General features: G+C 74.3%; 11 protein-coding genes and 1 pseudogene. 7 read left to right on the top strand and 5 right to left on the bottom strand.

The window, feature by feature from the left end; genetic code table 11:
• Nucleotides 1-160 precede the first annotated feature (160 nt).
• Nucleotides 161-1,126: a YafY family protein gene (locus J5X86_RS38035; RefSeq protein WP_208521214.1), complete on the top strand. Its 966-nt coding sequence runs from the start codon at nucleotides 161-163 to the stop codon at nucleotides 1,124-1,126.
• A gap of 247 nt (nucleotides 1,127-1,373) precedes the next feature.
• Here the strand turns inward: J5X86_RS38035 and J5X86_RS38030 are convergent, their stop codons facing one another.
• Nucleotides 1,374-2,300 (bottom strand): SDR family oxidoreductase, encoded by a 927-nt coding sequence (locus J5X86_RS38030; RefSeq protein ID WP_208521213.1) that lies wholly within the window; start codon nucleotides 2,298-2,300, stop codon nucleotides 1,374-1,376.
• A 199-nt stretch (nucleotides 2,301-2,499) separates the two neighbouring features.
• On the opposite strand from J5X86_RS38030, the gene J5X86_RS38025 reads away from it, so the two are divergent.
• Complete coding sequence (locus tag J5X86_RS38025; RefSeq protein WP_208521238.1) at nucleotides 2,500-3,018, top strand: DUF4240 domain-containing protein; 519 nt, start codon at nucleotides 2,500-2,502, stop codon at nucleotides 3,016-3,018.
• Nucleotides 3,019-3,077: 59 nt separating this feature from the next.
• Here the strand turns inward: J5X86_RS38025 and J5X86_RS38020 are convergent, their stop codons facing one another.
• Complete coding sequence (locus J5X86_RS38020) at nucleotides 3,078-3,545, bottom strand: GNAT family N-acetyltransferase (protein ID WP_308124841.1); 468 nt, start codon at nucleotides 3,543-3,545, stop codon at nucleotides 3,078-3,080.
• Nucleotides 3,546-3,760: 215 nt separating this feature from the next.
• Between J5X86_RS38020 and J5X86_RS38015 the strand changes: the two genes are divergently transcribed.
• Both J5X86_RS38015 and J5X86_RS38010 read left to right on the top strand, forming a co-directional pair.
• A complete protein-coding gene (locus J5X86_RS38015) occupies nucleotides 3,761-4,660 on the top strand; it encodes a TIGR01777 family oxidoreductase (protein ID WP_208521236.1) in 900 nt (299 codons plus the stop codon).
• Nucleotides 4,661-4,887: 227 nt separating this feature from the next.
• On the top strand, nucleotides 4,888-6,234 hold the full coding sequence (locus J5X86_RS38010; protein WP_208521212.1) for an NAD(P)/FAD-dependent oxidoreductase: 1,347 nt from the start codon (nucleotides 4,888-4,890) through the stop codon (nucleotides 6,232-6,234).
• A gap of 547 nt (nucleotides 6,235-6,781) precedes the next feature.
• On the opposite strand, the gene J5X86_RS51280 is transcribed toward J5X86_RS38010, so the two are convergent.
• Together J5X86_RS51280 and J5X86_RS51275 are read right to left on the bottom strand one after the other, a co-directional pair.
• Nucleotides 6,782-7,492, bottom strand: coding sequence for an MFS transporter (locus tag J5X86_RS51280; RefSeq protein ID WP_308124840.1), 711 nt, complete (start codon nucleotides 7,490-7,492; stop codon nucleotides 6,782-6,784).
• 259 nt (nucleotides 7,493-7,751) lie between these two features.
• Nucleotides 7,752-8,036 (bottom strand): annotated as a pseudogene (locus J5X86_RS51275) (MFS transporter); the annotation flags it as partial.
• Between the two features lie 992 nt (nucleotides 8,037-9,028).
• Between J5X86_RS51275 and J5X86_RS38000 the strand changes: the two are divergent.
• Entirely contained in the window at nucleotides 9,029-9,790 is a 762-nt protein-coding gene (locus tag J5X86_RS38000; protein WP_208521211.1) for a helix-turn-helix transcriptional regulator, read from the top strand.
• Between the two features lie 479 nt (nucleotides 9,791-10,269).
• On the opposite strand, the gene J5X86_RS37995 is transcribed toward J5X86_RS38000, so the two are convergent.
• Nucleotides 10,270-11,883, bottom strand: coding sequence for a regulator (locus J5X86_RS37995; protein WP_208521210.1), 1,614 nt, complete (start codon nucleotides 11,881-11,883; stop codon nucleotides 10,270-10,272).
• Nucleotides 11,884-12,087: 204 nt separating this feature from the next.
• On the opposite strand from J5X86_RS37995, the gene lipB reads away from it, so the two are divergent.
• Nucleotides 12,088-12,912 (top strand): lipoyl(octanoyl) transferase LipB, encoded by an 825-nt coding sequence (gene lipB, locus J5X86_RS37990; RefSeq protein WP_208521209.1) that lies wholly within the window; start codon nucleotides 12,088-12,090, stop codon nucleotides 12,910-12,912.
• A 297-nt stretch (nucleotides 12,913-13,209) separates the two neighbouring features.
• Nucleotides 13,210-14,160, top strand: coding sequence for a lipoyl synthase (lipA, locus tag J5X86_RS37985; RefSeq protein WP_208521208.1), 951 nt, complete (start codon nucleotides 13,210-13,212; stop codon nucleotides 14,158-14,160).
• The last annotated feature ends 158 nt before the right edge of the window (nucleotides 14,161-14,318 follow it).

Below are 14,318 nucleotides of genomic sequence, written 5' to 3'. Positions count from 1 at the left end.
CCCATAGCCCGCCCCGCCTCCGAGCCGCCACTCCCGGGCGGCATCCGGCCGACGGGCCGCGCGCAAGACCCGAGCCCCGTCCCCGGAGCGGCCGGGCGCGCTTCGGCCGCGATCCCGGCATGATCCGCCGCCCGCCCGGAAGGCACGGCATCATGGGGCGGTGCGTGCTGCCCGGCTCATCAAGATGGTGCTTCTGCTCCAGGCTAGGCCCTCGATCACAGGGGCCGAGCTGGCGCGGGAGCTGGAGGTCTCGGAGCGCACCGTGACCCGGGACGCCGCCGCGCTCTCCGAGGCGGGGATCCCGGTCTACGCGGACCGGGGCCGGGCCGGGGGCTACCGGCTCATCGGCGGCTACCGCACCCGGCTGACCGGCCTCGGGCGGACCGAGGCCGAGGCGCTGTTCCTGTCCGGCGTCCCCTCCGCGCTGCGCGAGATGGGGCTCGCGGACGCCGCCTCCGCCGCCCGGCTGAAGGTGTCCGCCGCGCTGCTCCCGGAGCTGCGGGACGCCTCGCACACGGTGGCCCAGCGGTTCCATCTCGATGCCCCGGGCTGGTGGCGGGAGCCGGAGGCGCCGGAGCTGCTGCCGAGGATCGCCGACGCGGTCTGGGACGATCTGCGGATCACCGTCGGCTACCGGCGCCGGGACGCGGAGGTCCGGCGGGAGCTCGAACCGTACGGGCTCGTACTCAAGGCGGGCGTCTGGTATCTCGCGGCCCGCGCGGAGGGCGGCTTCCGGGTGTACCGGGTGGATCGCTTCACGGCCGTCGAACCGGACGGCACCCACTTCACCCGGGACGAGGACTTCGATCTGCCCGGCTTCTGGGAGGAGCGGGCCGATCAGTTCGCCCGCTCGATCCTGCGGGAGAAGGCCGTCGTACGGCTGACCCCGGCCGGTGCCCGGGGGCTGCCGCATGTCACGGACCGGACGGCGGCCGAGGAGGCCGTACGCGAGGCCGGGGAGCCCGACGAGCAGGGGCGGCTCACCGTCACCCTGCCCATCGAGTCGTACGAGGTCGCCCTCGCCCAGCTGCTCGCGCTCGGCCCGGAGGCGGAGGTGCTGGGGCCGCCGGAGCTGCGAGCGCTCTTCGCCGAGGCGGCGCGCCGCACGGCGGAGCGCTACGAGTGACCACAGTGCGCTGCGGGCGACCACGGCGTTCCCCTCGGGACCGCGGGCCCGGCGGCTACGGAGCACGCCGGTGACCGCGGCGCTCTACCGGTGGCCACGGCGCACCCGCCCGTAGAGCGCCAAGCCGTCGCCCCGGACACCGCCAAGCGCGACCCCGCTAAGACGGCCAAGCGCGGCCCCGGTACGGCGCCGAGCCATCGCCACGGACGCCGCCGAACGCAGCCCCGGCAAGGCTCCGCGCCTCGCCCTACCGGTAGTCCGCGGCCGTGCCCGCCTTGCCGCCGAAGACGACGTCCTGGAAGTAGCCGAGGACATCCGGCCGGGAGCCGTCCCGGTCGGTGAAGCCGTAGACCTTGGCCAGATCGCCGCTGAAGACGGACTGCCCGTTCCAGCGCGCCCGGTCCGGGTCGGCGGCGAGCGCGGCGACCGCCCGTCCGACGAAGTACGGCGACTCGGCGATGGCGAAGTGCGGCTCCTTCTCCACCGCGTCGCGCCAGTTCTCCTCCGTCACCCCGAAGTGGTCCAGCATCTGCTCGGAGCGCAGAAAGCCCGGCGAGATGCTCACCGCCGTGCCGTCGAACTCCTTCAGCTCCTCCGCGAGCCCGAAGGCCGTCCGGATCGGGGCGTTCTTGGTGAGGTCGAAGAAGAGGTTCTCGCGGTAGGTCTTGTTGAACTCCTCGTTGCCGTCGGTCACCTCGACCACCAGCCCGCCCGGGCGCCGGATCAGCAGCGGCAGCGCGTAGTAGCTGGTGATGAGGTGGGTCTCGACGCCGAGCCGGAGCATCCGCAGCCCGCCCGCCAGATCCGTCTCCCAGGTCTTCTTGCCGAACTCGATCAGCGCCTCGCCGCCCCATACGTCGTTGACCAGGACGTCCAGCCGGCCCTGCTCCCGGTCGATCCGCTCCACCAGCACCCGGACCTGCTCGGGCTCCAGATGGTCGGTCGGCACCGCGATGCCCGTGCCGCCCGCGGCCGTGATCAGCTCCGCCGTGTCCTCGATGGTCTCCGTGGCCCGCCCCACCTCGCTGACGCGCTCCCGTGTGGTGCGCCCCGTCGCGTAGACGGTGGCCCCGGCCGCCCCCAGCTCGACGGCCATCGCCCGGCCCGCGCCGCGCGTCGCCCCCGCGACGAGCGCGACCCTGCCCGCCAGTGCGCCCTGTGTGCTCACGTCCATACGTCCTCTCGGTGGGGATGCCATGTGGGTGACCTGGGTCGACCCGGGTCGATCCGGGACGACCCAGGTCGACCTTCGCAGGGAAATCCGACACCTGCTGTCTGGTATTACGAAGCGGTCGCATCCGGCGCGTTCCGCGTGCGGGGGTGCGCGGGAGGGCCGATCCTGGTCCCGTGATGATGGACGAGGTCCCGTGATGATGGACGAAACGGAGTTCTGGGGGCTGGTCGACAGCGCCCGGGAGGTCGCGGACGGCGACCCCGAGGACCAGTCCGACCTGCTCGTCGATCAGCTGTCACAACTCGACCCCGACGCGGTGCTGGACTTCGCCCGGCACTTCGAAGCCCGTTCCAACCGGGCGTACCGCTGGGACGTGTGGGGCGCCGCCTGGGTGCTGCTCGGCGGGGTCAGCGACGATGCCTTCGAGGCGTTCCGCTTCTGGCTGATCGGCCAGGGCCGGGAGATCTTCGAGGGCGCGCTGCACGATCCGGACGCGCTCGCCGACCTGCTCGAGGACTTCGATGAGCAGGTGGACGGCGACTGCGAGGACCTGGGGTACGCGGCGGACGAGGCGTACGAGCGGCTGACCGGGGCGCCCCTGCCGGAGCTGGGACTCGCCCCCGCGCCCCGGGAACCGATCGGGGAGCCCCTCGACTTCGAGAGTGAGGCGGTGCTGGCGGAGCGGTATCCCCGGCTGTGGGAGCGCTTCAAGGGCTGACGCTTCAGGGGCTGACCCTCTGGCGCTCAGCAGCGCCTCGGCAACGCCCCACCAGCGCCTCAGCGGTCCAGCGAGCGCCCCATCAGCACATCGTCCACGTACTCCCCCGCCAGCAGGAACTCCCCCGGCAGCACGCCTTCCACCGCGAACCCCTCCGACGCGTACAGCCGCCGTGCCGGGGTGTTGTGGCCCAGCACCCGCAGCGTGATGCGGATCGCGCCCTGCCGCCGTGCCTCCTCGTACGCGGCGCCGAGCAGCGCCCGCGCCACGCCCTTCCCCCGCGTCCGCTCGTCCACCGCGAGCCCCTGGATCTGGCGGACATGCGTGTTGCAGGCCAGCGGGGTCGACGGCACGAGCCGTATATAGCCGACGGGGCATCCGCCGAGCTCGGCCACGAGGATGTGCTCGACGCGGTTGCGCTGGGTGAAGAAGGGGTCGTACGGCGGCTGCGGCTTCGGCTGTACGGAATGCAGCACCGACCAGGTGCGGCGGTCCAGCTCGGCCAGCGCCGTCTCGTCGTCGATCACGGCGGGGCGGATGATCAGCTCGGGCTGCCGCCGGGACGCCTGGGGCCGGCCGGAGGGCTGAGGCAGGCCGGAAGCCCGGGGTCGGCCGGAAGACTGAGGCAGGCCGGAAGGCTGAGGCGGGCCAGACGGCTGAGGCGGGCCGGAGGGCTGGGACATGCGAGTCACTGTGCCACGCCCGCCTGTTGTCCGACATCCCTCCCGTGATCGAGGGCAGGATGGGGGCCATGCGTATCGCGGTCACCGGCTCCTCAGGGCTCATCGGCACGGCACTCGTCCGCTCGCTGCGCGAGGACGGCCACCAGGTGGTGCGCCTGGTGCGGCGTCCGCCGCGTGCGCAGGACGAGGTGGAGTGGGACCCGCGGCGGGAGTGGGTGGACACGAAGGGGCTGATGGGCTGTGAGGCCGTGGTCCATCTCGCGGGCGCGGGCGTCGGCGACCGGCGCTGGACCGACGCGTACAAGAAGGAGATCCGGGACAGCCGGGTGCTGGGCACCGCCGCCCTCGCCGAGGCGATCGCCTCGCTGGACACCCCGCCACGGGTGCTGGTGAGCGGAAGCGCGGTCGGGTTCTACGGTGACACCGGGGAGCGCGCGGTCGATGAGAGTGCGCCCCCCGGCCACGGTTTTCTTCCGGATCTCTGCCAGGACTGGGAGGAGGCGACGGCCGCGGCGCAGGAGGCGGGCGTCCGTACGGTCTTCACCCGGACCGGGCTGGTGATCTCCTCCGAGGGCGGGGCGTGGGGGCGTCTCTTCCCGTTGTTCAAGCTGGGCCTCGGCGGGCGGATGGGCAGCGGCCGGCAGTACTGGAGCTTTATCGCGCTGCGGGACCATATCGCCGCGCTGCGCCATATCCTCGACACGCCCGAGCTCACCGGCCCGGTCAACCTCACCGCCCCGGCGCCGGTCACCAACCGCGAGATCACGGCGGCCATGGGCCGCGTGCTGCGCCGCCCCACGCTCTTCACGGTCCCCGCCCCCGCGCTCCGGATCGCCCTGGGCGAGATGTCAGGCGACGTCCTCGGCAGCGTCCGGGCCATCCCCCGCCGCCTCCTGGACTCCGGCTTCACCTTCACCCACCCGCATGTGGACGAGGCCATCAAGGCGGCCCTGCCGTAGAAGGGTTGGCGCCCCGTTGGCGCCCTTCGCACTCCCCCGGTCGCGCATCGCTCGATGACGTGTGCGACCGGTGTGCGCCCGTGCCCGGTCGATGCGCGTCTGGCATCGACCGTTTTTGTCCGTACTGTCAAGACCGTCTCGCGAGCCGTCACGCGGGACCCACGTATCCGGGCCGCCGGCCGGGGCAGCAGCCCCCGTGACGGACGCACCGACCTCGGGGAGGACACGTGCTCAAGCGCGCGCACCGCACGGACGTCGTCATCGTCGGCGCCGGGCTCGCGGGGCTTGCCGCGGCTCATCGGCTGACCGACGCGGGAGTGGCGGTCACGGTGCTCGAGGCCGCGCCCCACGTGGGCGGACGGATGACGACCGACACCGTCGACGGCTTCCGGCTGGACCGTACCGGTCACTTGATGAACACCTCCTTCCCGGAGTTGCGGCGCACTCCGGGGCTCGGCGCCCTCGCCCTGCGCCCCTTCGCCCAGGGGGTGCTGGTCCACAACGAGGGACGTACGCACCGGGTGGACACCCCCCGGAGCATGAGGGGCGCATTCACCACGGCACGCGCCCTCGCGAACGCCGCCCGCGCGCCGCTCGGCAGCGGGCTCGACCAGGCCCGACTCGGTGCCGCGCTCGGCAGGCTCGCCGCCCTGCCCGCGGACCGCCTTCTCGCCCGCCCCGACCGGCCGGTCTCCGAGACCCTGGGGGGGCGGGGCCTACCTGCTCGTACGGTCGAGGGGGTGCTGCGTCCGCTGCTCGTCTCGCTGCTGAGCGACCCGGACCTCACCACCTCCAGCCGCTGCGCCGACCTCGCGCTGCGCGGCTACGCACGCGGCCGCCTCTGCCTTCCGGCGGGCGGCGCGTCCACCGTCCCCGAGCTGCTCGCGGCCGCGCTGCCGCCGGGGACGGTCCGTACGGGCGTCCGGGCCGTATCGGCCTCCACCACCGCCGTCGCCACCGCCGAACACGGCGAGATCGGCTGCCGTGCGGTGCTGGTGGCCACCGGTGCGCACGACGCGGCCGGACTCCTGCCCGGACTGCGGGTACCGGCCTTCCACCCGGTGACCGTGACGCACCACACCGCCGACCGGCCGCCGCTGCGCGAGCCCGCGCTGATACTCGCCGCGGGCGGCCGGGGCCCGGTCGCCCACACCATGGTGGCCAGCGAGGTCGACCCCTCCCGCACCCCGCCCGGCCGGGTGCTGATCACCTCCACGGTGCTGGGCACCTCCGCCGCGCTGCCCGCCGCCGAACTCGACCGGGCCGTCAGGGCCCAACTGGCGGCGGTGTACGGCACGTCGACCGCGGGCTGGGAGCTGCTGGCCACACACCACGACCCGTACGCGGTCCCGGCCATGCCCGCCCCACACGACCCACGCCGCCCGGTGCGACTGCTGTCGGGGCTGTATGTCTGCGGCGACCACCGGGACTCCAGCACGGTCCAGGGCGCCCTGGCCTCCGGCCGCCGGGCGGCCCGAGCGGTCCTCAGCGACTTCGGCGCCCCACCGGACGCCGGATCCGACACGAACGCCCGCAACACCGGCACGGGGTCCTTCCCCGCGGCGGCGGCCTGAGCGGCGGCATGCGTGTCGGGGCAGGGCGCGCTGCTGAGGCTCAGGCTCCGGTTACGCGGCCCGCGGCCCGGGGCAACGGGCACCCGCGGCTGCGGCGACCTGACGCGCGACATCCTGCGGTGCACGGCGGCTGAGGCTCAGGCTCCGGTCACGGCTGGCAGCCCGGGACAACGGGCACCCGCCGCCAGAGCTGCCTGACCCGCGAGAGACCCTGCGGTGCCCAGCCGCTGAGGCTCAGGCTCCCGTTACGGCTCGCGGCCGGGTGCGGCAGGGCGCGGCAGGGCGCGGCAGGGCGCGGCAGGGTAGAGACCAGCATCCGCGCCACGGCGGCCTGACCGGCGTCACCCCCTGGGGTGCACGGCAGGCCGCTGGGCTCAGGCCCCGGTTCGGCTCGCGGCCCGGGACAACCGGCACCCGCCACCGCGACTGCCGCACGACCTGAGGCCGGGGCCGTCTCACCCGCGGCGCGGCGCTGACGAGCGCGTGCCGCTCGACGGCCCGCGCTTCGACGGCCCCCGCCTCGACGGCCGCGTCCCTGGCGTACGCGTCAAGACGCCTCGGTGGCCGAGGGGTTGGGCGCCGCGCGGGCGGCGGGCCCCGAGACCGCCGTAAGCACCGCGCCTCCCAGGAAGCATCCGGCCGCGATCACGGCGGACAGCCGCATCCCGGCGTAGAAGGCGGAGCTCGCGGACGCCGCGGCGAGGGTTCCGAACAGCGCCACGCCGATGGCGCTGCCCAGCTGCCGCGCCGCGTTGAACGCGCCCGACGCCGCGCCGCGCACCTCGTGCGGCGCGGCCTCCATCGCCGCGATCGTCGCCGACGGCATGGTGAACGAGGTGCCGAACCCGGCCAGCAACAGCGGCACGACCAGCAGCGCATACGGCGTATGCGGCCCCACGGCCGCCCAGCCGAGCAGCCCCACGGCCCCGGTCAACAGCCCGGCCACGGCCGGGACATGGGTGCCGACGCGCGCCGCGACCCGCCCGGACAGCGGCGAGGCGACCGCCACCAGCGCGCCCATCGGCAGCAGCGCCAGACCGGTGGAGAGCGGGTCCCAGCCCCGGTGGCGCTGGAAGTAGAGGGTGGTGAGGAAGAGCAGCCCGTAGAAGCCGAGGTTGAGCAGCACCCCCACGACCAGGGCCGCAGGGAACCGGAAACCGCTCAGCAGCCGCGGCGGCAGCGCGGGCGCCGCCGCGCGCCGCTCCAGCCATAGGAACAGCACTCCCGCGAGGGGCGCGGCGGCCAGGGCACCGAGCACCAGCGGATCGGTCCAGCCGCCCTCCCGCCTCGTTCAGCCCGGCAGTGAGGGCGGCCACCGCGACGACGCCGGTGAGCTGGGCGGCGAGGTCCAGTGGCGGACGCTCCCCACGCGGGCGGGGGCGCGTGCCGGGCACATGACGGATGGTGAGCCAGACGGCGAGCACGCCCAGGGGGACGTTGACGAGGAACACGGTCCGCCAGCCCACGCCCCACACCAGCACCCCGCCGAGCACCGGACCGGCCGCGGCGGCGACCCCCGCGATACCGCCCCACACCCCGAACGCCCTGGCGCGCGCGGCCGGTTCGGGGTGCAGCGACCCCAGCAGCGCGAGCGAGGCGGGCACCATGGTCGCCGCCCCGGCCCCCTGCGCCAGCCGCGCGCCGACCAGAACGGCGGCGGTCGGCGCGAGCGCGCACCCGGCGGAGGCCACCGTGAACAGCCCGAGCCCGGCGAGGAACACCCGCCGATGGCCCAGCCGGTCCCCCAGCCCGCCACAGAACAGCAGCAGCCCGGCGAAGACCAGCGTGTACCCATCCACCATCCTCCCCCAGCCTTCGGCCGGGAGGTGCCCCCTGCAGCGCCCCCTGCCCCGCCGCCAGCCCGGCGCCGATGCGGGGTACGGCCACATTGACGACGGTGACGTCGAGGATGACCAGGAAGTACCCGAGGCAGATGGCGAGCAACGGCACCCTCCGCACGGCGACCGCCACGGGCGCGGCCGAGGATTCCGAGATCCGATGCGTGGAGCGGTACGTCCTCATGCCTCCACCCTCACCCCGGATCCCTTCGCCACAGACCGAAGCGTGGCGCGCCGAGGCGCGCGCGGAACGGGGGCCACGGACCGCATCGCCCGCCCCCGGCCCGGCCCAAAGCGCGTGCGCCCGCCGCAGCACACGGCCTGCGGCCGGAGGCACGTACGGCGCGGCGTCCAGCCCGAAACGCGCAGCGCAAGGCACCCGGGCCGAGGCGCGGCGCGCGTAGACGCGCAGAGAACAGGGGCCACAGGCCACATCGCACGGCCCCCGGCCCCAACCCGAAGCGCCTGCATCACCAGAGCACACGGCCTGCGGCCGGAGCCTCATACAGCGGGGCATCCCGCCCCAAACGCGCAGCACAAGGCACCCGAACCGGAGGCGCGGCGCGCGTAGGGCGCACAGGGAACAGGGCAAGGCACGCCGGGCGCGGGCGGAGGCCACGGACCACATCGCGCGGCCCCCGGCCTCTGGCCCCGCGCCCCGGCCTGCCGAGTCCGAAACACCGGCACGCCAGAGCACGGCCGCAGGCGCGGATTCATAGGGCCAGGCATCCAGCCCAAGCGCGCAGCGGCAAGGCGCACAGGCCAACGCACGCAGGCTGAGGCGTGGCGCGCCCAGGACGGGCGGAGCGGGGGCCACATCACGCGGCCCCGGTCCCCAGCCCCGCCCGGGGCGCACACCGCAACTCGCGCGCTGCGGGCCGTACCGCCGAAGGTTGGCACGGGCGCCCGCGCACACTTCGTCCGCTGCCGAAGCGACCCCGACCTACGCTGGGCGCATGGCCACCACCACGGACGCCCGTGACGCCGACATCGCCCGCGCGGCCGCCGCGATCGCCGATCCGTCTCGCGCCCGCGTGCTGCAGGCGCTGTTGGAGGGCCGCGCCCTGCCCGCGAGCGTGCTGGCCACCGAGGCCGGGGTCAGCGCCTCCACGGTGAGCGGGCATCTGGCCAAGTTGCTGGAGGCCGGGGTGGTACGGGTCGAGCCGCACGGGCGGCACCGCTACTACCGGCTGACCGGCCCCGCCGTCGGCGAGGCCCTCGAGGCGCTGGCCCGGATCGCCCCGCCGCTGCCGGTCACCTCGCTGCGCCAGAGCACCCACGCACACGCCCTGCGCCGGGCGCGTACCTGCTACGACCATGTCGCGGGCGCCCTCGGAGTGGCCCTGTTGGCGGCGCTGCTGGAACGCGGGGTCCTGGAAGGCGGCGACGGACGCTTCCACCCCGAGGCGGCGGAGAGCGACCGGCTGTCCGCCCCGGGCAACGACACCACGTACCGGCTGACGGACCCGGGGCGCGCGGAGCTGGCGGCGTTCGGCGTGGACGCGGACGGGCTCCCCGCGCGCCGCCCGCTGATCCGCTACTGCGTGGACTGGACCGAGCAGCGCCACCATCTGGCCGGGGCGCTGGGGGCCGCCCTGACGGACCGGCTGTTCGCGCTGGACTGGATCCGCCGTGGCAGCCGCCGCCGCGTGATCCACCTGACCGACGCGGGCCGCACCGGCCTGGAGCGCACCTTCGGCGTCGTCGTGGACGCCTGACCCACCCGGTGCCCTGGGCACCACCCGGCCCTGGACACACCCGTCGTAGACGCCTGACCACGCCCGGCCCGGGAACACACCCGCCCTGGACGACGCCTGACCACACCCGCCCCTGGGACACACCCGCCCTGGACGCCCCACCTCGTCCGGCCCGGGCACACACCCGCCCTGGACGCCCGACCACATCCAGCCCTGGGGCACACCCGCCCTAGACGCCCCACCTCGTCCGGCCCGGGCACACACCCGCCCTGGACGCCCGACCACACCCGACCCTGGACACACCCGCCCTAGACGCCCGACCACACCCGGCCCTGGCACCCGTCCTGGACGCCTGGACGCGCGTCCCGCCGCCTGATCAGCGACCGTCCGCCCCGCGCCCCCGCCACGTGATCAGCGACCGCCCCGCCCTGCCGATCCCACGCCCCTCGCCACCTGGGCAAGCACCGCCCCCGCGCCCCACACCCCACACACCCCCGCCCCTACCCCAGCGCCGCCACCCGCTCCCGGTAGCCGCGGGCCGGGGCCGCGTCCCGGTAGGGCTCCAGGCGGCGCTCGAAGTCCCGTACGTACTCCACCGCCCGCACCGACCGCATCTCCGAAGCCTGCTGCGCCGCCTCCGCCGCCAGCTGGCACGCCTGTTCCAGCTCGCCGAGGCCCAGCCGCGCGCTCGCCAGGACCACCCGGCAGAACAGCCGGCTGCGCGCGAACCCGGCGCCGTGCAGTTGCAGGGAGCGCTCCGCGTGCTGGGCGGCGGCCCGGTACTGCTGCAGATCGCGGTGGCAGTGGCCGAACTCGTCGGCCAGCTGTGCCTCGTCGAAGAGCCGCGCCCAGTACGGCACCTCGTCCCCCGGCCGGGCCGTCTCCAGCGCCCGCTCGGCGCGGGCGAGCGAGGCGGTGCACGCGCGCACCTCGCCCAGGACGCCATGGCCGCGCGCCTCGATCGCGTGCAGCAGCGACTGCAGCACCGGCGGGGCGCCGCCGCCGACCCCCTGCTGGGCCACCCGGGCCAGTTGCACGGCCTCCCGCCCATGGCCGAGATAGACGGCCTGGCGGCTCATCGTCACCAGCACATAGCTGCCGTATGTGCGGTCCCCGGCCGCCTGTGCCAGCCGTAGCGCCTGGACGAAGTAGCGCTGTGCCAGACCGTGGGCGGCGATGTCGAACGAGGTCCATCCGGCCAGCCGGGTCAGATCGGCGACCGCGCCGAACAGCCGCCGCCCGGTCGCCTCGTTGTACGAGCCGCGCAGCATCGGCTCGCCCTCGTGCTCGAGGTAGCGCACCAGGGCCTGGCGGGCGTGTCCGCCGCCGTACGTCTGGTCCAGCGCCGCGAACAGCTCCCCGACTGAGCGCAGGGCCGCGATGTCGCCGGAGGTCACCCGGTAGCCCGGTGCGCGCCGGTCGCGGTCGTGCCGGCGCTGACGGGGCAGCGGCGCCCGGCCCTGGGCGCCGTGAGCGCCCTGAGCACCGTGCGCGCCCTGGATGGCCGCACGCCCCGGTGCCACCCCGGCCACCCCGGCCACCCCGGCCACCCCCGCCGGGCCACCCGCCCGGCCGCCCTGCGCGGGCAGCCGCCCGGCCGCGGCCCCGGCCCCGCCCCCGGGCCCCGTCCCCGCCGGGACGCCGCCCGCCGGTGGCTCACCGCGCGCCACCCGGTCGTCGGGCCGCCCGATCAGCCAGTCGCGGCTGGGGACGACCAGACCCGCCGGGGTGAAGGCGATCTTCCGCAGCTCCGCATGGCTTCCGGAGTCCTTCCGCCACAGCCCGCTGACGATGTCCACCGCCTCCTGCGGGGTGGCGGCGAACTCCAGCCCCGCGTAGACGGGCGCACAGGCGTCCAGCCCCAGGTCCTGGGCGGTCAGCCGACGCCCCAACCGCCGGGTGAACACCTCGGCGATCAGCGCCGGGGTGGTGCCGCGTGGCTGCTGTCCGCGCAGCCACCGCGTCACCGATGTCTTGTCGTACCGCAAGTCCAGGCCGTGCTCCAACCCGAGCTGGTCCACCCGCCGGGCGAGCCCAGCGTTGGAGAAGCCAGCCTCGGCGATGAGCGCGGCGAGCTGACGATTGGGAATGCGCTGTGGGGGTCGTTCCGTCATCAGCTTGCCGGTCTCCCTGATCGCTCTGTGGAACGGCGCGAATGTAACTGCCGCTCGAGGGCTGATCGCGGCCGTCGGGCGGCATTCATCCGATCGTGTGAGAACGGGCCGGGTGAGGACGTAAGGGGACACGGCCGTACAGTGGCGGGGGCGCCGCCGCGAGGCTCCGCCCCCAATCGCACGTGGGCCGAGAAGGAGCTTGCCGTGACCGCCGTGACCACTGCTTCGCCGGGGTCGGTCCCCGGTTCACCGGCGCTGCGCTACGTCCACCTGGGCTTCGGCGCGGACGCCGTGGACTACGAGGAGGCGTGGCAGGAGCAGCGCCGGGTGCACGCCGCCCGCTTCGCGGACGAGATCCCCGACACCTGTCTGCTGCTGGAGCACCCCCCGGTCTACACGGCGGGGCGGCGCACGGCCGACAGCGAGCGCCCCCTGGACGGCACCCCAGTGGTGGACGTGGACCGCGGCGGCAAGATCACCTGGCATGGCCCCGGTCAGCTGGTGGGCTATCCAATCCTCAAGCTGCCGCGCCCGGTGGACGTCATCGCGCATGTCCGCCGCCTGGAGGAGGCGCTGCTGCGCACCTGCGCGGAGTTCGGCGTGGAGACGACCCGGGTGGAGGGCCGCAGCGGGGTGTGGGTGCTGGGCGATCCGGTGGACCAGCGTCCCGCGCTCGGCGGGCTGAAGCTGGACTTCGACCCGCGGCTGGAGGACGAGGAGTTCGACGCACGGCTGAACGGGCCGGAGTACGCCCCGTCCAACGCCGGGCAGCGCCGTGAGGACCGCAAGCTGGCCGCCATCGGGGTGCGGATCGCCAAGGGCGTGACGATGCACGGCTTCTCGCTCAACTGCAATCCGGACAACACCTGGTTCGACCGGATCGTGCCGTGCGGTATCCGGGACGCGGGTGTGACCTCGCTCTCGGAGGAGCTGGGCCGGGATGTGCCGATCTCCGAGGTGCTGCCGGTCGTCGAGCGGCATCTGCGGGAGGTTCTGGAGTCCGCCGTCCCGCTGCCCCGGGCGGTCTGACCCTCCCGGGCCGGACCCGCCGGCCGGGCCCGCCGGTCGGGCCCACCGATCGGGCCCACCGATCGGGCCCACCGATCGGCCCTATCAGCCCAGCCCTCCCGGGTCCGGCGCTCCGGGGAGGCGGCCCTTCCGGGTCCGGCCCTTCCGGGAATGCGCCCTCGCCGCTATCGGTTGCCCTGGACGTAAATGCGTACGAACCACGGGCGTACTCTGGTGACCGCCGACGATTCGAAAGCCCGCCGGCAAACTCGCCACGCCGAGCCGCCAAGCAGAGCCAAGCAAAGAGGAGTGCCGGACGTGTCCGCAGTCGCACCCGACGGACGCAAGATGCTGCGCCTGGAGGTCCGGAACAGCCAGACCCCCATCGAGCGCAAGCCCGAGTGGATCAAGACCCGGGCGAAAATGGGCCCCGAGTACACCGAACTGCACGGCCTGGTGAAGCGCGAGGGCCTGCACACCGTGTGCCAGGAGGCGGGCTGTCCGAACATCTATGAGTGCTGGGAGGACCGCGAGGCGACGTTCCTCATCGGCGGCGACCAGTGCACCCGGCGCTGCGACTTCTGCCAGATCGACACCGGCAAGCCGCAGGAGCTGGACCGCGACGAGCCGCGTCGGGTGGCCGAATCCGTACGCACGATGGAGCTGAAGTACGCGACCATCACCGGTGTGGCCCGTGACGACCTGGAGGACGGCGGCGCGTGGCTCTACGCGGAGACCGTCCGCCAGATCCACTCCCTGATGCCGGACACCGGTGTGGAGCTGCTGATCCCGGACTTCAACGCGGTCCCCGAGCAGCTCGCCGAGGTCTTCTCGTCCCGCCCCGAGGTGCTCGCGCACAACGTCGAGACGGTGCCGCGGATCTTCAAGCGCATCCGTCCCGGCTTCCGCTACGAGCGCTCGCTCGAGGTGATCACCAAGGCGCGCGAGGCGGGTCTGGTCACCAAGTCCAACCTGATCCTGGGCATGGGCGAGGAGCGCGAGGAGATCAGCCAGGCGCTGCAGGACCTCCATGACGCGGGCTGTGAGCTGATCACCATCACCCAGTACCTGCGGCCGTCCGCCCGGCACCATCCGGTGGAGCGCTGGGTCAAGCCCCAGGAGTTCGTGGAGCTCGAGGAGGAGGCCGAGGAGATCGGCTATGCGGGCGTCATGTCCGGCCCGCTGGTCCGCTCCTCGTACCGGGCCGGCCGTCTGTACCAGCAGGCCATCGAGCGGCGCAATGTCGGCGCGGCCTCCCCGGCGGTCTGAGTTCACACTCCGTCACGTACCGTGCTCCGATCGGCCATGTGAGCAACACGCTGTGTGATTGCGAGCACACACATATCCGAGGGCTCCGCAAACGCCGCAGGTCAAGGGCGGGATACGGGCCGCAGCAGGGCTTCATCGGTGTTTGACCGGCCAGTCAC

Origin of the sequence: Streptomyces sp. NEAU-YJ-81, from assembly GCF_017592595.1 — a bacterium.
GTDB lineage: Bacteria > Actinomycetota > Actinomycetes > Streptomycetales > Streptomycetaceae > Streptomyces > Streptomyces hygroscopicus_B.
The sequence above is the reverse complement of the archived record's forward strand: the minus strand, read 5'-3'. Positions and strand labels throughout refer to the sequence as shown.

Bases quoted from the DNA above. Each gene is read 5' to 3' on its own strand.
- J5X86_RS38030 (WP_208521213.1), bottom strand. From the start codon at position 2,300: ATGGACGTGAGCACACAGGGCGCACTGGCGGGCAGGGTCGCGCTCGTC.
- J5X86_RS38025 (WP_208521238.1), top strand. From the start codon at position 2,500: ATGGACGAAACGGAGTTCTGGGGGCTGGTCGACAGCGCCCGGGAGGTC.
- J5X86_RS38015 (WP_208521236.1), top strand. From the start codon at position 3,761: ATGGGGGCCATGCGTATCGCGGTCACCGGCTCCTCAGGGCTCATCGGC.
- J5X86_RS38000 (WP_208521211.1), top strand. From the start codon at position 9,029: ATGGCCACCACCACGGACGCCCGTGACGCCGACATCGCCCGCGCGGCC.
- J5X86_RS37995 (WP_208521210.1), bottom strand. From the start codon at position 11,883: ATGACGGAACGACCCCCACAGCGCATTCCCAATCGTCAGCTCGCCGCG.